The organism is Streptomyces sp. NPDC030165 (assembly GCF_055573595.1).
The window spans coordinates 18,732-36,809 of sequence record NZ_JBVIBD010000043.1 but is presented as its reverse complement, the minus strand read 5'-3'; the positions used below and the strand labels follow the sequence as shown (position 1 = coordinate 36,809).

At 70.9% G+C, this 18,078-nt stretch carries 21 protein-coding genes, 1 pseudogene and 2 CRISPR repeat arrays (1 of these 24 cut by a window edge); of the genes and pseudogenes, 20 read left to right on the top strand and 2 right to left on the bottom strand.

The features are described from left to right. From ACZ4Z1_RS40575 to ACZ4Z1_RS40530, 10 genes and pseudogenes are all read left to right on the top strand, one after another. Positions 1 to 268, top strand: a pseudogene (locus ACZ4Z1_RS40575) (hypothetical protein); the annotation flags it as partial. A gap of 8 nt (positions 269 to 276) precedes the next feature. Next, positions 277 to 1,218 carry a replication-relaxation family protein gene (locus ACZ4Z1_RS40570; protein ID WP_468491728.1) on the top strand — a complete coding sequence of 314 codons (942 nt, stop codon included), beginning with the start codon at positions 277 to 279 and terminating at the stop codon, positions 1,216 to 1,218. Positions 1,219 to 1,308: 90 nt separating this feature from the next. Next, positions 1,309 to 1,587, top strand: a complete 279-nt coding sequence (locus tag ACZ4Z1_RS40565; protein ID WP_468491727.1) for a hypothetical protein — start codon at positions 1,309 to 1,311, stop codon at positions 1,585 to 1,587. Between the two features lie 315 nt (positions 1,588 to 1,902). Beyond that, positions 1,903 to 3,060 (top strand): hypothetical protein, encoded by a 1,158-nt coding sequence (locus ACZ4Z1_RS40560; RefSeq protein ID WP_468491726.1) that lies wholly within the window; start codon positions 1,903 to 1,905, stop codon positions 3,058 to 3,060. A 464-nt stretch (positions 3,061 to 3,524) separates the two neighbouring features. Next, a complete protein-coding gene (locus ACZ4Z1_RS40555) occupies positions 3,525 to 4,013 on the top strand; it encodes a GNAT family N-acetyltransferase (protein WP_468491725.1) in 489 nt (162 codons plus the stop codon). Between the two features lie 230 nt (positions 4,014 to 4,243). Then, the gene (locus ACZ4Z1_RS40550; RefSeq protein ID WP_468491724.1) at positions 4,244 to 4,936 is read left to right on the top strand and encodes a hypothetical protein; all 693 of its coding nucleotides are present in this window, start codon (positions 4,244 to 4,246) and stop codon (positions 4,934 to 4,936) included. A 455-nt stretch (positions 4,937 to 5,391) separates the two neighbouring features. Continuing rightward, the gene (locus tag ACZ4Z1_RS40545) at positions 5,392 to 5,931 is read left to right on the top strand and encodes a hypothetical protein (protein WP_468491723.1); all 540 of its coding nucleotides are present in this window, start codon (positions 5,392 to 5,394) and stop codon (positions 5,929 to 5,931) included. Between the two features lie 90 nt (positions 5,932 to 6,021). Continuing rightward, complete coding sequence (locus tag ACZ4Z1_RS40540; RefSeq protein ID WP_468491722.1) at positions 6,022 to 6,240, top strand: DUF6207 family protein; 219 nt, start codon at positions 6,022 to 6,024, stop codon at positions 6,238 to 6,240. 242 nt (positions 6,241 to 6,482) lie between these two features. After that, positions 6,483 to 7,004, top strand: coding sequence for a DUF6545 domain-containing protein (locus ACZ4Z1_RS40535; protein WP_468491721.1), 522 nt, complete (start codon positions 6,483 to 6,485; stop codon positions 7,002 to 7,004). Next, positions 7,001 to 7,630 (top strand): hypothetical protein, encoded by a 630-nt coding sequence (locus ACZ4Z1_RS40530; protein WP_468491720.1) that lies wholly within the window; start codon positions 7,001 to 7,003, stop codon positions 7,628 to 7,630. The genes ACZ4Z1_RS40535 and ACZ4Z1_RS40530 overlap by 4 nt, the downstream gene beginning before the upstream one ends. A gap of 63 nt (positions 7,631 to 7,693) precedes the next feature. On the opposite strand, the gene ACZ4Z1_RS40525 is transcribed toward ACZ4Z1_RS40530, so the two are convergent. Beyond that, entirely contained in the window at positions 7,694 to 7,816 is a 123-nt protein-coding gene (locus ACZ4Z1_RS40525; RefSeq protein ID WP_468491719.1) for a hypothetical protein, read from the bottom strand. A gap of 415 nt (positions 7,817 to 8,231) precedes the next feature. On the opposite strand from ACZ4Z1_RS40525, the gene ACZ4Z1_RS40520 reads away from it, so the two are divergent. The 7 genes from ACZ4Z1_RS40520 (at position 8,232) to ACZ4Z1_RS40490 (ending at position 13,434) form a co-directional block, all read left to right on the top strand. Then, positions 8,232 to 8,774 carry a lamin tail domain-containing protein gene (locus ACZ4Z1_RS40520; RefSeq protein ID WP_468491718.1) on the top strand — a complete coding sequence of 181 codons (543 nt, stop codon included), beginning with the start codon at positions 8,232 to 8,234 and terminating at the stop codon, positions 8,772 to 8,774. Positions 8,775 to 9,511: 737 nt separating this feature from the next. Further along, positions 9,512 to 9,832, top strand: a complete 321-nt coding sequence (locus tag ACZ4Z1_RS40515; protein ID WP_468491729.1) for a hypothetical protein — start codon at positions 9,512 to 9,514, stop codon at positions 9,830 to 9,832. Between the two features lie 139 nt (positions 9,833 to 9,971). After that, positions 9,972 to 10,217, top strand: coding sequence for a hypothetical protein (locus ACZ4Z1_RS40510; RefSeq protein WP_468491717.1), 246 nt, complete (start codon positions 9,972 to 9,974; stop codon positions 10,215 to 10,217). 396 nt (positions 10,218 to 10,613) lie between these two features. After that, positions 10,614 to 11,480 carry a hypothetical protein gene (locus ACZ4Z1_RS40505; protein WP_468491716.1) on the top strand — a complete coding sequence of 289 codons (867 nt, stop codon included), beginning with the start codon at positions 10,614 to 10,616 and terminating at the stop codon, positions 11,478 to 11,480. Positions 11,481 to 12,021: 541 nt separating this feature from the next. Further along, entirely contained in the window at positions 12,022 to 12,177 is a 156-nt protein-coding gene (locus ACZ4Z1_RS40500) for a hypothetical protein (RefSeq protein WP_468491715.1), read from the top strand. 208 nt (positions 12,178 to 12,385) lie between these two features. Then, complete coding sequence (locus ACZ4Z1_RS40495) at positions 12,386 to 12,688, top strand: hypothetical protein (protein ID WP_468491714.1); 303 nt, start codon at positions 12,386 to 12,388, stop codon at positions 12,686 to 12,688. 371 nt (positions 12,689 to 13,059) lie between these two features. Next, a complete protein-coding gene (locus ACZ4Z1_RS40490) occupies positions 13,060 to 13,434 on the top strand; it encodes a hypothetical protein (RefSeq protein WP_468491713.1) in 375 nt (124 codons plus the stop codon). Positions 13,435 to 13,868: 434 nt separating this feature from the next. Further along, positions 13,869 to 14,873: direct repeats of the CRISPR family, unit length 29 nt; unit sequence GCGGCCACCCCCGCGGGTGCGGGGACCAC. 277 nt (positions 14,874 to 15,150) lie between these two features. On the opposite strand, the gene ACZ4Z1_RS40485 is transcribed toward ACZ4Z1_RS40490, so the two are convergent. After that, entirely contained in the window at positions 15,151 to 15,387 is a 237-nt protein-coding gene (locus ACZ4Z1_RS40485; RefSeq protein ID WP_468491712.1) for a type II toxin-antitoxin system RelE family toxin, read from the bottom strand. Positions 15,388 to 15,713: 326 nt separating this feature from the next. Between ACZ4Z1_RS40485 and ACZ4Z1_RS40480 the strand changes: the two genes are divergently transcribed. The 3 genes from ACZ4Z1_RS40480 to ACZ4Z1_RS40470 all read left to right on the top strand — a co-directional run bounded on the left by ACZ4Z1_RS40480 (position 15,714) and on the right by ACZ4Z1_RS40470 (position 17,194). Further along, positions 15,714 to 15,920, top strand: a complete 207-nt coding sequence (locus tag ACZ4Z1_RS40480) for a hypothetical protein (protein ID WP_468491711.1) — start codon at positions 15,714 to 15,716, stop codon at positions 15,918 to 15,920. Positions 15,921 to 16,361: 441 nt separating this feature from the next. Further along, positions 16,362 to 16,826: an anthrone oxygenase family protein gene (locus tag ACZ4Z1_RS40475; RefSeq protein ID WP_468491710.1), complete on the top strand. Its 465-nt coding sequence runs from the start codon at positions 16,362 to 16,364 to the stop codon at positions 16,824 to 16,826. Continuing rightward, on the top strand, positions 16,823 to 17,194 hold the full coding sequence (locus ACZ4Z1_RS40470; RefSeq protein ID WP_468491709.1) for a hypothetical protein: 372 nt from the start codon (positions 16,823 to 16,825) through the stop codon (positions 17,192 to 17,194). Before ACZ4Z1_RS40475 ends, ACZ4Z1_RS40470 begins: the two co-directional genes overlap by 4 nt. A 445-nt stretch (positions 17,195 to 17,639) precedes the next feature. Next, positions 17,640 to 18,078: a CRISPR direct-repeat array (repeat unit 29 nt; unit sequence GGGAACAGCCCCGCACGCGCGGGGACCAC) (it continues 1,678 nt past the right edge of the window).

Genomic DNA, 18,078 nt, shown 5'->3' with positions numbered 1-18,078 from the left:
CGACGGCCGCCCCACCAAGCCCTTCCGCGTCCGCGGCCTGCCCGTCGACGAGATCTTCGCCCACCACCACAACCCCGATGGCCTGCCCGCCCTGCGCCAGGCCATCGACACCACCACCCGGCGGCGTCCGGTCGGCGAGATCCTCGACGCCCTCGAAACCCTCGACGACGACATCCTCGCGCTGTTCACCGCCCGCCCCACCCTGCCCGAGCCCGGCGCCCCCGATGCCGGCGGCCCCGGCGACGACCAGCACACCCACCTCGGCTAGGAGCCACCATGCCCTACCCCCACCCCGTCCCCGCCGGAGCGAGTGTCACCGGCCAGCACGCCCTCAACGCCCTCTACCAGCACCGCCTGGTCTCCACCGGCCAGCTCCACCGCCTGATCACCCCCCAGCACACCCGCTCTGAATACCTCCGCCGCCAGCTCCAGAGCCTGCGCGCCGACGGCCTGGTCGAGTGCGTCAACCGCCGCCGCCACGGACAGAGCGAGCTGCTGTGGTGGCTGACCGAGGCCGGCGCCGAAGCTGTGGAGGCCACCGGACTGCTGGCCAAGCGTCCCTACCGCATGAGCCGGCAGGCCGCCGCCGGCCCCTTGCAGGAGCACACCCTGGCCACCGTCGAAACCGGCCTCGCCTTTGTCACCCATGCCGCCCGCCTCGGCCACGAATGCGGCCCCCTGGACTGGTCACCGGAGATCGCCCACTACTACCGCTCCGACGACCGCCCCGGCGAAGAGCTGTCCCTGATCCCCGACGCAGTCCTGCACTACGTCCACACCGGAGCCGACCGGCGCACCCTGCTCACCTTCTTCCTCGAGGTCGACCGCGCCCAGATGACCGTGGGGCGCCTCGCCCACAAACTCCACGCCTACGCCGCCTACCACGCCTACACCCCGCAGCCGGCCAACCGCACGGCGCGTACCAACCCCAGGCCTCAGCCGGCATGGCGCAGCCGCTACCCCCTGTACCCCCGCATCCTGCTTGTCCTGACCGGCGCCACGCCCGCGCGGCTCCAGCGCCGCATCAACGACCTGCGCAGCCTCGCCGCCGCCGACCCTCACCTGTCCACCACCGGCATCAAGGCCGGCGCCACCACTCTCGACGAACTGCGCGACCAGGGCCCCTTCGCGCCCGTCGTCACCCCCGTACTCGGTTCCGCCACCCCGACCGACATCTGGCTCACTCCCATCACCACGACTGCCGCCACCGCGGCCTGACCGGCAAGGACGCCCATGTTCTGGTTCACCTCTTCCCAGCCGGCCCCTGCCCCCGTTCCCGCCCCGCTTCACCGGCCGGCGTGCGAGGACGTGGCTGCAGCATTTCGGCCGCACACGCCGCTGATCGCCGAGATGCTCGCCCTGTACTGCCACACCCGCCCCCTCACAGCGCTCGCCGGACAGGAGCAATGCGCGGAGGAGTACCGGATGATCGCCCGCTCCGTCATCCACCACCTCTACGAGGGCTGGCAGCAGCAGACCGGCGGCCGCGGACGCATTGATGACCTTCTTCTGGTCCCCCGCGGCGGCAGGCTCGGCACCGTCACTCCGGCCCCGCCGTACTCGGACAGAGCCCGTACCCCGCACTGAAAGGGCAGTGGCCGCGGAGACATCACCTCCGCGGCCACCCAACGCCTTTCAGCGCCTGCACTCCCGCTAGGAAAGCGCATTTCTCATCATGCCCGAGCGCCCCACCGGCGGCGACCACAGCGCGGAAGCCGGCCAGGCACGAGCGGAATTCACGCTCGTCCTCGCCCGGGCGACCAGGAATGCCACACCACCGCCTCCCGCCGGCTGCGCCGCGCCGAGGACTTCCTCGCCGCCGCCCGCCACATGATCAACAGCGGTTGCCATCCCCAGGCCGGTGCCACCGCCCTGCGCCTCGCCGAGCTCTTCGCTGCCCGCATGCGCAACAGTCGCAACGGCCACTTCGTCTTCGCCGCCGATGCCAGCGCCCGCGCCCTCGGCGTCTCCCGCCGCACCGTGATGTACGCCGCCAAGCATCTGCGCGAGCTCGGCCTGATCGCCTACGTCGAACACGGCAGCAAAACCAACGTGCTCCGTACGAAAGGCACCTGGAAGGCGGGCGACGGCTACCGCGCCACCGCCACCCTCTTCGCGGCCGTCGCCCCGCCCGCGTACGACGCAGCCCACGGCCGACGCCTCTCCGGCCACGGCTACCACGCCCGCGTCATCAGAGTCACCTCCCACGGACGGCACCGCGCCATCGCCGACGCCCGTCGCAAGGCCGCGGCCAAGCACGCCGAACACCTACCGCGTTGCACCCCTTCTGTGGTGGTCTCCACAGACCACCGACACGTGGAGGTAGACGGGGGAAAGAACTACACCTTGCGCACGCGCAAACCCCTCACCCCCAGCCACCACCGCACCACCCCACAGCGCTGCGCCCGGAACATCACCGTCACCGAGCAGCTCCAGAACGAAATCTGGTGGCTCCACCGCACCTGCTCACGCAAACTCGCCTACGCCCTGCGCCCCCTGCTCGACGCCGGCTGGACCGCCCAGAACCTGGCCGCCGAACTCCGGACCTGGGGCGTCCCCGGACACCTCCGTAACCCCATCGCCTACCTCCACTACGAACTGAACCGCCGCCAGCACACCGGAGACCTTTTTCTCACCCACACTCCGGCACCTCAGCCCGCCCCCACCCCTTCCGCGGACGAGAGCGCAGAGCGCTACACCGCCTTCCTCCGCTCCCTGAACGGCACCCACACCCCCGCCTGGCAGCACTACGAGACCAACCTCCGCCCCGGCCTGCGCCGGGCTCTCGCAGCCCGCCGCACCCAGACCGCCGCGCAGACGCCCCGGCAGGCGCGGCGCCTGCGGGAACCGGAGGACCACTTCTGGCAGTCGCTCGCAGCCCCGCGCAGCGCCTTTCCGCTCGACACGTACCGACAACGCGCTCGTGGCGCGTGCCCGTCTTCTCAGCCTGCCCCGGACGCGCACGAGGGATGGATGGAAGCGCTGCGCGATCAGCAGGCAGCGCAGCGCGCCTTCGCCGTCTTGCGCGCCGAACTGGACGAGCGCGCCGCCGTCCGCTGACCAGTTGGTCCGAGGGTTGGTTTCATGGGCGGCTCCACGGTTGCGTTCATCGTGGGTTTCATCGTGGTACCCAAGCACGGACCGAGGGTGGGAAGCCGCCTCGGACGGTAAGCCGTATTGATGCAGGTCAGGCCCGGTGGGCAAGCCCGTCTGCTGCGCCGACATCTCTTCCTACGCGATAGCCGGAGGAAGAGAATTCTGATCAGCGTGCCGCGCGCGGTCTGCCGCGACCGGCCGGTCAGACGGCGCTTCAGCCCATGACCTGCGCAGCCTGAGGTGCACCCGCCGGGACCGGAGATCCGCAGACCCTGCCCCGCGGCCTGCGCCGCAGCGGCTCAGGCACCCGGCGCCAGCTGCCGAAGCCCACCTTCCCGGGGCAGCCACCGGCGCGCAGCCGCGACCGGAACCCAGGAATCCTTCCGACAGCACGGTGGAGTTCCGCCATGCCGTGTGACACTGCGCCGATGACCGAGATCGAGACCCCGCGCCTGGTCCTGCGCCGCTTCCGGATCCAGGACGCGGCCCCCATGGCGGCGTACCGCAACGTCCCGCACATAGCCCGCTACCAGGCATGGCCCTCGCCCCTCACACCTGAAGCCGCCATCCACCAGGCCCGCATCTACAGCGAACAGGACCCCGAGCAACCCGGTTGGTTCCAGTACGCCATCGAACTCAAAGCCGACCGGAGCCTGGCAGGCGACCTCGGCGTCAACCTCCACGACAACCGCCTGCAGGCCGACCTCGGCTACACCCTCGCCCCGGCCCAGCACGGCCAGGGCTACGCCACCGAAGCCGTGCGCGCCGCGCTCGGCCACCTCTTTGTCCGGGGCCTGCATCGGGTGCCCACCGAATGCGACGCCCGCAACATCCCCTCGGGCCGCCTGAATGGAACGCGTCGGCTTCGTCCTCGAAGGCCGGCGTCCCGAGTTCACCTTGAACATCAACACCGGTGAATGGAGCGACACCCTTCTGTACGGCCTGCTGGCCAGTTGCTGGCAGAAACTGGCAGACGCCCGCCAGGCAACGGCAGACGTCACCGGAGTCCGGCACCGGTAGCCGCGCCTCAGAGACCTGTCGCCAGCTTCTTCCGGGTGTGGACGCTGACGAAGGTCGGGAGCAGTCTGGAGACAAGCCGAGCCGGAAGCCTGACCAGACCCCGGCGCACCGACGGGGGAGAGGCGTGATGCGGACGAAGGATGTGCGGACGGGCGCCACCTACATCGTCAACGTGCCGCAGCGGATCCGGCCTGCCGTGCGCGGCCCGGTGCCGCGCACTCCTGAGGCGTTCGCCGCGGACATGCGGCTGCACCTGCACCGGGGGCGGCGGTTCGACCTGACCGTCACCGAGGTCCACCGCGCCGAGCGGACGGTTGACGGGATCGAGGCGGTGACCACCAGCAAGGTCGGGCTGCCGCTCACCGACGGCCAGGCGCGGGCGCTCGGGCTGCCGGAAGGCGACTACCGCATCGAGGGTGTGGTCTACGGCCCGGACGACCAGCTCGTGAAGCTGCCCGCCACCCTCGCGTACACGGGTGTGCCGATCCGGTGGCTGGACCCGTTGGGCACGCCCACGGTCCTCAGCGATGATCTGGTGGCCTTCTACCGGTGGCTGACTCGGAAGGAGGCCACCGGCCTGGAGCTCGAACTCGTTGCCCATGAGGCGCACCAGATGCTGGAGAAGCAGCGGCAGGTGGCTGCCCGGGCCCTGGACGACTACGACGCGGAGAGCCACTTGCGGGAGGTGGAGGTCCAGTGCGCGGAGTGGCAGCGCATCGAGTTGGTCATGCGGGTGAACGGCGTCGGCCGCTACCGGCCGGAGGAGGATCCGGACGTGAGCAAGGAGGAGCCCACAGACCCCTTCACCCGGGACACGTAGCAGCCTGTGTGCCGTGCGTTGTCTGACGAGACACCTGGAGCCGGAGAACAACGGGTGCAACGGGAGCACGCCGCAGGCAGCCGGCGCATCCCCGTCTAGCTCACCACCGCCTGCGCACCCCTCATCTCATGGAGCCCGCTCGTGACCACCAGTATCGCCATACAACACCCCGACCACCGCCAGTTGTGTTTCTGCCGCTACGTACCAGCGGATGACCCACCACCGGTACATCGCCGACGCCCTCGGTGATCAGGAGCACTGCCCCTTGTGCGGGTGCCGGTGCCCGAGTTCTCGGGGGCGCACCCGGGCACCGGCATCGGGACGCCGCTTCATCCCACCCCAGTGCACCGCGGCCAGCAGCCTGCCGCGCGGTGCGGTACGCCGTACGGACGCCCAGGCCGTGGCGTCGCCGATGCCCGGGCGTCCGCAGGAAGCTGCCAGGTAGCGTCGGGGGAATGACTGATTCACGAATGCCGGACGGGGCGCTGGGCCTTCTGGCGAAGGCAGCGCACCGATGTGTCACGCCCGGCCTGGTAACGGAGCTGGACCCACGGGACCGGGCGGTGCTCGCCGTGGCCAGCGCGCTGGACCACCTGGAAGAGCTTGGCCACCTGATCCCCCCGGAGGCTGCTGACGCGGGACCGCGGCTGGCGGACCTGGCCTACCAGGGCGTGGCGCTGCGCCAGGCCGCCCACGCCCTGTGGGCTCAGCGGCAGAGCGAGGCGGACCTGCTGGCCGGGCAGGCTGAAGAGCGCGTACGTGCGATGGGCGAGGTGCCGTTCATCGAGAACGCCGAGGTGATCCTCAACCGCACGGACGGGACGCAGGTCACGGTGCGCCTGTCGTGCGGGGCGGAGGGCACCCGATGGGAGCGCGATGGGCGGGCGCTATCGGCCGGCACCGGAATTGTCGACCACCTGGAGGTCGAGAGCGCGCTGGATACGCTCGCGCGGGTGTTGGAGCAGAACCTGGGGCCGGCCGAGCCAAGCGAGTAGTGCGCGCCCTACCCGCACGGTATGCCGCCCGTCCGGGTGATCTGCCGCCGCGAAGCGAACCGCCATACCCGCCGGGCGGTCTGTGAGGGCATGAAGCCGATCAGCGAGGCGCACATCACCCAGCCTGGCCTGGCCGGGGTAGATGTGGCCGGTGACGAGGAGACGGCGGCCGCGGCCGCCCAGGCGCTGTGCGCGCTCTGGTGGTCCAGTGGCCCGTCGCGGCCGTGGCGGGTGCCCGGCGAGCCGGGCGTACGCGTTCGGACCTACGTAGACATCCGCAGGGCACCGGACGGGTCACCCACGGCCTGACTCCGGCCGCCGTGGCGCAGGGGAGGGGCCTGCGCCGACACCGCGACCGAGCCGGTCCCGCGGCGGGCACGGCTGACGCGTGCCGCCGCTCCCGCTCTCCACCTCCGACCGCGACGGCGAACCGGTCCAGTACACGGTCACCGCGCCTGACGGGGTGCGCTGATGGCCGGGCGGTGGATGGACTTCGGCCGCTACAACGCCCAGGGCATGGGCGGCGGAGACGCCCTCGGCTACGGCATCGAGTGCATGGTCACCTCGCCATAGCCCTGATCGTCATCGGCAGCTCCGTTCCTGCGACGGCAGTGCTGGGACGGGCCGTGCAGGACCGCCTGGCCCTGTGGCGCATCCGTCCCCTGTGGTCTGCTCTGACGCAGGCCGTTCCCGAGATCGTCCTGGACCGTCCGTCCCCGTGGCCACTGAGGGTCCGGCTGCTCCGCACGGTGATCGAGATCCAGGACGCTCGCATGGCCCTCGCGCCGTACACCTCCCCCCGGATACGGCAGCAGGCCCGGCACGCGGCCGCCGCGGCGGGCCTGACTGGCGACCGGCTCACGGTGATGACCGAGGCATTGTCCCTACGGGCTGCCCGCGCGGCCGCACTCGCCGGCGGATCGCTGACCGCAGTCGGCCCCACACCGTCGGACGACTGCCCCAATAACATCAACTGGAAGGCCGTGATCAGTGAGCTGCGACGGCTCCGCGCCGCGTACCACTCGCCCACAGCCAAGTCCTTCGCCACCGCTCACTGCCAGGAGCCCCCGTGAACCCCTCTTCAGCACAGACCCGCATACGGGCTAAGCCCCGGGCCGCATCCCGGACCGAGTCCCGGATCGCGCGGCTGCTGACCGACGGCCTGGAACCGAAGAACTGGATCCTCCTCCTCACCCTTCTCATCGGCTGGCATGCCGGCCGATGGGCGGGTATCGGTTGGGGCCTGTTCGCCGGGCTGTTCTCGGGAATCGTTCCGCTCCTGTTCATCAAGTTCGGTGAACGCCACGGCTATTGGGGCGACCGGCATGTCCGCAGACGCCAGGACCGGCTGGTCGTCATACCTTTCATCATGGCCTCGGTAGCCATCGGCATGTCGACCATGATGATCTTCCGCGCGCCGGGGGAGATGATCGCAGTGGTGGCAGCCATGCTCGCCACGCTCATCGTCATCCTGGCCATCACCACGAAGTGGAAGGTCTCGGTCCACGGCGCGGTGTCCTCCGGTGCCATCGCCGTCCTCGCACTCGCCTACGGACAGGTGATGCTCGTCCTCTCCCCCCTTGTCGCCGCCGTGGGATGGTCACGTATCAGCCTTAAGGACCACACGCCGGCGCAGGTCGTCGTAGGTAGCGTGCTCGGACCCCTCGTCGCCGGAGGGACTTACTGGGCCCTGTGCTGATCGCCTGCCGGCGCCGGACGGAACAACGCACCTTGCCACGGGCCCCCCTCCCGCAGGTGCGGGTTACCGCTCGTCGTCCGGTTCCTCCTGGAGGGTGTCGTCGAGCTGGTCTTCGCCGTTCGGCCAGGATCCGAAGGGCCCGTGCTCGCCGGGGCGGCTGGCGCCCAGCACGACGGCGCCCTTCATCCGGTGAATGTGACCAGGAAGCACAGCAACTCCTCTTCTTGGCGATGCTCCAGCGGGGCACCACACTCTCGCCGACGATCCGGAAGCACTGTGGGTGCCCCGAAAACGGCCCGAACGGCGCACCCCTGTGAACATGTTCCGCAGGCAGCGCAGCAGCTATGGCTGCACTTTCGCATGTTCCCGTGTTTGCGGTGCCAGCGGCGAACGGGGCGGGTGTCTCCTCGAGCGTGACAGCGGAGCATCCCCGCGCGACCAGGAGCCGTGCTGCTGTGCTGGTCAGCGGGGCGGCGGGCACGGGGGGGGAGTGGCGCGTGCGGGGTGCCGGGTGCGGGGGCGTGCGCGCCGGTCGCGGATCTGGTGTGCAAATGTCCGTGTTCTGTAATGACCAGTCACATTTTCAACGAGGTGGCGGGCGGTGGCCTCACTGTGGGTCTCGCCCGGCGACGGTCCGGGCATCACCGGCCCCCGTCTCGGGGGCTGTTCGCAGGAGGTCTCCGTGATCCGCTTCGCACCACGTCTCGCCACCGCCATCCTCGGCTCGGCCGCGCTGGCCGTCACCATGGCGCTGCCCGCGTCGGCCACCGCTCAGCACGCCCCGGCCAAGCACCGCTCGCCCATCGTGATCGGTGCCGTGCAGGCCGACAGCCCCGGGCGCGACACCCGCGCCAACCGGAGCCTGAACGGGGAGTGGATCACCGTGCAGAACACCGGCCACCGCCCGGTCAACCTCAAGGGCTGGACCCTGACCAGCGAGCGCAGCCACCAGACCTACCGCTTCAACCACCTGCGCCTGGGCGGCCACAAGATGGTACGGGTGCACACCGGCCGCGGCCACGACAACCTCCAGCACGTCTTCCAGAACCGCCGCGACCACATGTGGGACAACAAGCGCGATGTCGCCACCCTGCGCGACCAGCACCGCCACACCATCGACACCGAACGCTGGGGACGCCGCTGACCCGCCGGTGACACGTCAGCGGAACACCGCTGACGAACGGCCAGTGCGCCACCACCCGACGGGGTGATGGCGCATCCCCACGGCACGGCCAGGTCGGGCCCGGTCACGCCCAGCCGGTGTCCGGCGCGCACGGCCGCCTCACCCCAACCTGGCTCCGTGGGGAGCAAGCGCCAGACGCTGGCAGGGTGGTACCTCGCGGCTGACGGCTTCCGTCGGCCAGGATGTCCTATGAAGCGCAAGGGAGCCGGCTCTGGCGGCCGGGCCGGTACCGGCCCGGGCAGGCAGGCCGTGCGGGCAGGCTGTGCGGGCGTCCTAGGGTCAGGCGTGTGGAGGAGTACGACGAGGCGGCGGCGCACTGGGGTGATGGGCCCTTGGTGACGGTGACGTTGCCGGACGGGCAGACGGTCCGGGCGGTGGTCACCCGGCGTCGCCGCGACCGGTCCGGCACCTGGTGGTACGACTACGAGCTCACGCTGCCCGGCCGGGTGGACACGCCGCGCGGTCCGATCCAGCAGCCGCACGTCGTCGGTGGATGTGCGCCGTATCCGATCGTTAAGCCCATCGAGGGCCAGGACTACACCGCCCTCGATCCGCCGCCGCCCGAGAAGCGCACCCGCTGGCGCGTCGACGAGACGCGGGACGGGCGGCGCCTGGTGCACCGCCTGGACTGCGCCGCCGGATCCGAGGGCGGCAGCCTGGCCACCGCTCAGCTCCTGGACCTGGCCCAGGAGGCCGCCATGCATGGCTTCAGCCAGCGGCTCCCGGTCGACTGGCTACGAGAGCACCTTGCTGCGGAGGCGACGCACTACCTGTTCCCGACGCTCGTGCAGCGGCTCACGCACCGCCCCGAGGTGCCGCTGCAGTGGAGGTGCCAGCAACTGCTGACCGTCAGGACCGGCGAACAGATCTGGGGTCTACTCGACGTCCTTCCCGACACCTTCGACAAGATCACGGAGGCTCTGGACACGGCGTCCAAGAAGGACATCGTGAGCCGCATCGAGCGAGCAGTGACCGTGCGCGAGTGGATGGAACGGATGGCCGCCGATTCAGGTTCGTGACGCTCTTGGGCAGCGTTGCAGCCTGCTGGACAGTCTGAGGAAATGACACCGCTCTGAGACAGCCGTCGGCCGACACGTCGTGAGGCTGAAGAGGGACGTCCAGGTCACAGCGTCGGCACATGGCACCGAAAGCGAGAACATGCCCCGAGCTGTCCGTAAAAACCAGCGAAGACAGCCAGCGCTGCGGCGCCGCGGTGCCGTGCCGCAGGTCATGACCGAAGCGGTGGACGGTCTGGCCCCCTTGGGCCAGGCCCACACGATCGCGATCTGCACCGTGGTCATGCTGCTGGACGCACCCGGCCGCGCTGCCGCCCTGGAGCAGCTTGACGCCGAGACCGCGCGCTACGAACGGATGGGCTACCCCAGGCCCTACACCATCACCTGATTCCACGCCGCTCCGCTCCCCCTCACAGCGTCGGAGACCGCCCTGGCGCTGGTCAGGAAGTCGGGCGCCTGGCCGTACTGGTTGGCCGGCGCTACCGACGGCCAACAGATCCTCGGTGGTGTTGACGAGGACGACACCGAGGGGAGCGCCTGCCCCACCCGCCGTACCCCTGGTCGTGCAGCAGGGCCTGGCGGCCTCGTTCACTCTCGCCTCAACGGTGTCCTGAACCGCTCCCCTCGCATCACTCACACGAGTGAAAGGTGTTTGTGTGATCGTCGTCGCGGTAGCCGGAGTGGAGCAAGGAGCTGGCGGGCCGTCATAAGCCGCCTGCATTGCACAGTGAGCTGGTTCACATCGTGAAGACCAGCGAGCCTCCATCGGCAAATAGGAGAAGTCATGAGCAAGAGGAGCATGGCCCCACGCGTCGCTGCCTTGGCCAGTGCCGGAATTATTTCCGTCGCTCTGGGCAGTTCGACTGCTGCTGTCGCCGACAACCGGGGGCCGGCCAAAGCGCCGCCTCCGTACACCGCTCCCGGCACCTATCACTTCACCGTGCCGGACGACGTCTGGGATCTCGATGTCGAGGCTGTCGGCGCCGGCGGTGGGGGCGGAGGCGGCGGCGCCGGTGGACACAACCTCGGGTCGGCAGGAAACGGGCCCCTTGGCAAAGGAGGTGGCGGCGCTGCCGGCGGCAGCGGCGGAGGCGCATCCGTGATGAAGTGCAACATCGACGTCGAGCCCGGCCAGTCTCTTACCCTCACTGTGCCTGCCGGCGGTGAGCGCGGGGAGGGCGGAGAGCATCGCGGCTGGACCGGCGGCGCCAACGGCAAGAACGGCTCAAGCGGCAAGTGGGCCCAGGTCACCAGCGACGGCGATTCTCTGGTCGTTGCCAGCGAAGGGGGCGGCGGCCAGGCTGGCGGCGGCGCCTACAACGCCGTCGGCAGTATCGACGGTACTGGTGGCAGCAAGGGTCATGGCGGTGCCGGAGGGGACCGTGGCGGCGGCTCCAGTTGGTGCGACGGAATGGAAAAGGAACTCTCGCCGGGTGGAGCCGGGGCAGACGGTCAGCACGGCAAAAGCGGCGGCGCTTTCGGCCGCCCAGGCCCGGGCGGCGACGCTGGAGCGCGCATAGCCGGCTGCGGCAAGAGCGGCGACGGTGGGTACGGCGGTACCGGAGGCGCTGGTGCCAGCGGCGATGAGTGGGGCAGGGTCGGAGTTGGAGGAGAGGCCGGCAAGGACGGGTGCATCGTCCTGAAGTACTGAACCTGTACACCAGTTAAGCGGACGGCCTTCGGCCGGCCCTGTGCTGCGTCACAGACGGACCGGCCGAAGGCCGTACCTTTCAATGGTGTGGTGCAGGGGCGGGATTCGGCGTGAGGATGTCGCGGAAGCGTTCACGCCTTCGAAGCCCGACTGTACGGCTGCCCGGCAACGCGCGGGGACGGCCGTCCGAAGCGCTCCGAGCCCGAGCACCTCGGGCCGGCCGTGGTCGGCCTGATAGTCCTCGAACCAGCCGCACACCAGGCCGCGGCCTCCGGAGCCCCGCTGTGCTGGAAGAGACGCGGGCGGGCAGCAAACCGGCCAGGCCGATGGCAATGAACCAAGGGTGCCCGCCACGGTCGCCCTTGTGACGGGCCCGACATCGTCGCGGACGTTGCGCTGGCCCCGATCGAGCAGGTTCGCCTCCAGCGCCGCCGCCAGGCCGCGGCGACCGAGGCCGCCGCGCTGCGCCGGGCCCGTGCCGAACGGGCCAGAGCGACCGTGCCCTCAGCACCTCATCCCCGGCAATCGGCCGGTGAGGTGCATGAGCCAGCGCCGTGATGACGCGGGCGCCGATACCGTGAGCAACGACTTCCTGACAGGGACCGTAACTTCGCTTCCGCAGTTCACCGAGCTGGATCGGCTGACTTCCGATGAGGTGGAGGCCCGCGCGATCCGTACCACGCGTGCGCGGACCTGAGACACAAGCTCAGCTCTGCTGACCGGCTTGCGCACCGTACGGGCAGGCCCGCCCCGACGAGGCGCACCGCTGGGGCGGGCCGTCGCGCAGGGCCCCTCCTCCCAGACCCCGCCGGGGTGCACACAGGTGAAGGAAGCACACCTATCGGTTGTCCCCCGCGCCCCGGGGACCGACAGTGAACGACTTCGTTCCGGCTGTACTGCCGCCGTTGCAGACCACGACCACCGTGTACCTGCCCTGTCTGACATTCGTCCAGGAGGTGGACTGGCTGGTGCTGCCGCCGGCCAGCTGCGCCTGGCGGCCCTGCGCGAAGTTCGCCTGGGGATACCGGATCAGCGAGGCGTTGCCGCCCTGCGGACACGCCGAGGTGCTGACCTGCACCGTCGATCCCCTGACAGTGACGTTGATGCCCGAGGCGGCCTTGGCCGGCGGCCCGGCCAAGGCCAGAGATACGGCCGAGGCGGCGGCCAAGGTGCCGGCTCGAGAAAGCAAACGGGCAGAGCACATCTGAGAACCTCCATGGATACGGCGGCACACCAGCAGCCGCCCGCCAGCCGGGCAGCCCGCGGCCGGCGGCGCGCCGGGCTTCTCCTGGCACAGCAGACCTTCACGGGCCCAGGCCGCTGGTGTGCCGCAACCTGGCGTGTGCCGGTCCAAACGACATCCGTGCAGACACGCCACTGAGGGGCCCTTCCAGTTCACCGGACGCCGGGTAGTACCGCACGGCAGAACCCGCCGACCGGATGTGGTCACCGGGACGGCCGACAGGCTCAAGGTGTGCGGTGTCAGGGTTTCGTGCCGACCGGATCCACGGGGTCGTGTCATCACTCGCTCCGGCCGGGCCCGGCGCGGCAGACTCGACACCGTCGGAAGGATGAGTCCATGAGCGCACAGCCCGTACACCACGGCGACGGCGGGCCGCCGCCGCTGTCCCGCCCCCAGAACGCGGTGGCCGCGGCCCTACCGTCGGCCGACCGCATGGAGTTTTACCGGGAGATGGGCGAGGCCGACGAGACCGAGCTGCTGGGCGTGCTGCGCCGCTGGTGGCTGCGGGCCCGCCTGTACGCCGACCCGCTGCCGGACGACGTCCGGGCGGACATCGAGGCCGGCACCGCCCCGGACACGCGGCCAGCGCCGCGCTGCGCCAGGACACCGCCGACCGCGAGACGAGCACCGGTGAGCGATGACATCCCCAGCCCCGGTAGCAGGACGGCGAGGACCGTATCCGGCTCTCGCCCGCCGTTCTGCCGCTGCTGAGCCCGGCTATATCGGCGAGCGTGTGAACTTCGCGCCGCGCCCGTCCCGGCTCTGGCCCAGCCCGTTCCGGGCCGGCCGGGCTGGTACTCGGCGCCACTGGCCCGGGACATCGGTATCGCCGAGTATCACGTCGGCGATACCGAGCCGGACGCGGACAGCCCCGCCATCTACATCGCCCGCATCGTGATCTCGGACGACTGGCCGGACTTCTGAGCCGCCCACCTCTTGAACAGGTCCCGGGAAGAGCAAGGCAAGCACCGGCAACCGGGAGGCCCCAGGCCGCTCGGTGATCCGCGTGCGATTGCTGCGCGCAGGCTCATCGGCGTGCGCCCGTCGCGCCGGGGACGAGCGGGGAGGCACGCCGCGGCCGTCAGCTACGACGCCGACGTCGGCCGGCCCGTATGGCCGGAGTCGGCAGCCTCTCCGTCTTACCCGGGGCCACCCCCGCGGGTGCGGGGACCACCCCTTGGCCCGGTAGTACAGGGCCAGCTCGGTGAGGCCACCCCCGCGGGTGCGGGGACCACCCATCTGGACCGCGTCCGGGGAACTGTCCGACGCGGCCACCCCCGCGGGTGCGGGGACCACCTTGCCGTCGGTGATCAGGTCACCAACCGCCAGCGGCCACCCCCGCGGGTGCGGGGACCACGCGCCCCGGCCTGGATCTCGGTCCAGGCAGCCGCGGCCACCCCCGCGGGTGCGGGGACCACCGATTTACGCCCCAGGGTGCGGCGGTCGCGAAGCGGCCACCCCCGCGGGTGCGGGGACCACCTCGACTCCTCGGGCGTCGGCGAGCTCGGGGTGCGGCCACCCCCGCGGGTGCGGGGACCACTGTCTCGCCGCACGGCAAAGGAAGTCCGCATGGCGGCCACCCCCGCGGGTGCGGGGACCACATGACCTTGATGTCCTTCAGCCCGCCGGCCGGGCGGCCACCCCCGCGGGTGCGGGGACCACACACGCCCGAACCAGCCGTACACAACGCCCCTGCGGCCACCCCCGCGGGTGCGGGGACCACGACGGAGTCCAATCCAATGCACAGCACAGTGCGCGGCCACCCCCGCGGGTGCGGGGACCACGTGCGCGGCATCCGCCAGCCGGCGGGCGGCGCGCGGCCACCCCCGCGGGTGCGGGGACCACAGATCCAGAGCACCAAGGGCAAGCAGGTCACCGCGGCCACCCCCGCGGGTGCGGGGACCACGGATCCAGATGGATGTACAGGCGCGCGGTGCGGCGGCCACCCCCGCGGGTGCGGGGACCACGAGCACCGCCTTACCGACGCCTACGACGCCGCGCGGCCACCCCCGCGGGTGCGGGGACCACAAGGAGAGCTGCGGCGTGCCGGGGCGGATGCGGCGGCCACCCCCGCGGGTGCGGGGACCACAGCCCGAACAGCTACAACGCTGTTTTGATCGAGCGGCCACCCCCGCGGGTGCGGGGACCACAGGAGCTGACCTGGCCCTTTTCCGTGCCGGGTACTGGTTTTACTCACTTTCCCAGAAACCCGCATATCGGGCATATTGCTTTCTCTGTGAGCCTGCCCGGACGGCCCGACAGATCTCTTCGGCACCGCTTCCTCCTGCCCCTGCCCTCAACGACGCCGCTGGACCGCAAACCCGGCTGAACTGATCGCACTTGGTCACGGGCCACCACTGTGGACCAGCCTGCCCGCACAGGCGGCACCACGCCTGGCTCTCCCTCAAGAGTTGCCTGTTCGAGGCGTCAGCGCAGGCGGCCGAGGTGGTTGATGCTGTCGCGGACCTGGCGGTCACTGATCTCGTACAGCACCCGGTAGATTCCCACGTAGATGCGCAGTACGTCGGTGCCGCCGAACGCGCCCTGGGACCGCGGCTCGGCGGCGAGGCGGTCGACGGCGGTGAAGACCTGCCGCACGCTGGCGGGGTCGTCCTGGGCGAACCGCTCGGCCCGGGCGAGGGCCTCGGGGCCCTCGTAGCTCACGCCTCGGTGCCGTCGAAGACACACGGAACGCCTCGTCGTGCGGGACGCCGGCGTTCTCGCCGTGGGCCTGGCAGGCCCGGTGGGCGGCCAGGGGTCCGAACTCACCGGTCGCGTCCGGGCCGTGGCGTTTGGCGCCGACACCGGCCGCTCAGACTTCGTTCCCGATACCCCGGCAGTCGGCACGAAGCTGCGCTGGACACGCCGAAGCTTGTGAGCCTCGCGGGTACTGGGTTGGGCGGGACGCCCTCTGGGCAGAGCCCACCGCCGCCTGAAGGACGGGCTCTTCTGCGACAGATACAGAACATCCCCGGGGAGTGGCGCTGAAGATGCCGGAAACCGAGGTGACGTCGGGCGCACCGGTCGGCTCCGAGGAGTTCTGCCGTAGGTGCGGCTATGACGACACCTTCTGGGAGAACGGCTTGCCGACCTCCGCCATCTGTGACTGCTGCGGCAGCCAGTCCGGGATCGGCGACTCGGGCGCGAAGCCCGGCTCACGGGACGGTCTGCGGAACCTGGAGCCGGTCGAGGTCTGAAGACAGCTCCGGCACCGTGACGCGCAGCTCATCGGCCCACTGCCCGGAACGGCGAACGGCGGCCCCTTGGATCCTCCGCCTGCGCAGAGGGCACCCAGGCGGTGCTTGGCAGGGCACGTTCCCTGGCGGTCTACCAGGAGCCGCTGCCGCGCGCTGAAGAGGTCCGTCCGCTCCGCCGAGCGCGGCACCCGATGGAGCGGGTCTCCCGGGCCGTGCCCCACCTCATCACCGCGAAGAACCCGGCATCGCGCTACGGCTTCCACCACAGCTGCTGCAGGACGCTGTCTTTGCGGCTGCTGCCAGTGCGGGCGCGCGAGGCGGTCGTACGCAGGGTGCTCGGGCTGGGCGCGGGGGAGACGGTGACGGGCTGGCGGCCGGCCTCCGGCGCCAATCCGCGGCAAGCCCTGCGGAGACGGGGGAGGGGCGGTGATGATGATCAGCATGTCGGAGACCCTCGAGATCCTCGCCCTCGTGTGTACCGGGCTCTACGCCGGTTACATGTTCGCCTTCTTGTCGGGCGTCATGCCTGCCCTGAAAGAGGTGGACGACGCCCCCTTCACCCTCGTCATGCGGGGCATCAACCGGAAAGTACCCGGGCCGCTCTTCTTCCTGCTCTTTCTCGGGTCGCTGGTCTTCCCGGCCCTCTCCTGGTTCGTCGCCCCGGATGGGCGTGAGGGAAGCGACGGAATGCTCGTGGGCATTGCCGCGGTCTGCGCGCTCGTGGGGCACCTGATCACCTCGGGTGGCAACGTCCCGCTGAACGATGCTCTGGAGTCCTCGCGGGGCCGGGGCGACGAGCAGGCCGCCCGCACGGCGTTCGAAGGACGGTGGAACGCTTTGCACAGGGCACGAACCCTGTTCGCTGTCGCCGCCTTCGTCCTGATGGCCGTCGCCACCGGCCGGTGAGCGCGCGACGTCGCGCCGCCGAGCATCTCCTGGCCCGGCGCGCCACCGTCTGGCTCACCGCCCGCGCCCAGGGGCCGGCCGTGGCACCGGAGATCCAGGAACGGTCCGCGGCGTACGCGGCCGGCGCCGCCCGGACCCGCGCGGCTGCGGCCGCCCCTGCCGGGCAGGACACGGTCGTCCGACCCGGCAGGGACCCGCTGGCGCGCCCGGAGCCTGACGTGGTGGATTCCGCCGCAGAAGCGGAGGAGACCGCACGGCTGCGGGCGCAGATGGCCGCAGAGATGCCGGGGCTGGCCGCGTGGACCGCCGCCCACCACGGAGTCACCTACGACATGCCCGGTCGCCCCGCTGCCGGGGTGGACTCGTGACACAGCGGGCAGACCGTGCTTCCGATGCCGTCACCAGCCAGCGGTCGCCCGAATGCCCAGATCCCGGCCTGGCAGTGCGGGGCGCCGGATGCGGGTGGGGGCCACCGAATTGCAGCGCCGGGGTGAGAGCCACCCTCTCGTGCGCGAAGAGCACGTACCACCGAACCGGAGCCTGTCACCGACGCCCGGTACATTGCACCCATGCACCACCAAGCCCCGCATCACGAAATGGCAGAGCCCTTCTAACACTGCAGGTCGCGAAGGGATGCTCTCTGCGCGAGCGGAGGTGAACCGCTGTGTTTCCGCATCAAGGGCGATCCGCACGCGTGCTCTCTGCGGGCACGGGGACCACTACTTGGCGGCGTCGCCGCGTTCGCCCATCGGGGGACCACCCCCGCGTATGCGGGGGCCACATCGACCTGAACCCGTACGAGAGCGTGGAAGCGGGACCACCCCCGCACGCGCGGGGACCACCTGAAGGCCCGCTACGACGCGTACCACGCGAAGGGAACAGCCCCGCACGCGCGGGGACCACCCGCGTACCGAGGTGGGCCGCACGCTCCGAGTTGGGAACAGCCCCGCACGCGCGGGGACCACGCGTACCGCAGATACGTTCCTGCCTGTCGCGTGGGAACAGCCCCGCACGCGCGGGGACCACTGGTCGGCCGCTGCTGCGGCGACCGGCCGGGCGGGAACAGCCCCGCACGCGCGGGGACCACTTTGGTTGTCGAACTCATGCCCGCCACCTCTGGGGAACAGCCCCGCACGCGCGGGGACCACCGGCACCCCGAAACCGGACGGCGTCGCCGACCCGGGAACAGCCCCGCACGCGCGGGGACCACCCGGGCTCCTGTCTTCACGGTACCTGCGGGTCGGGAACAGCC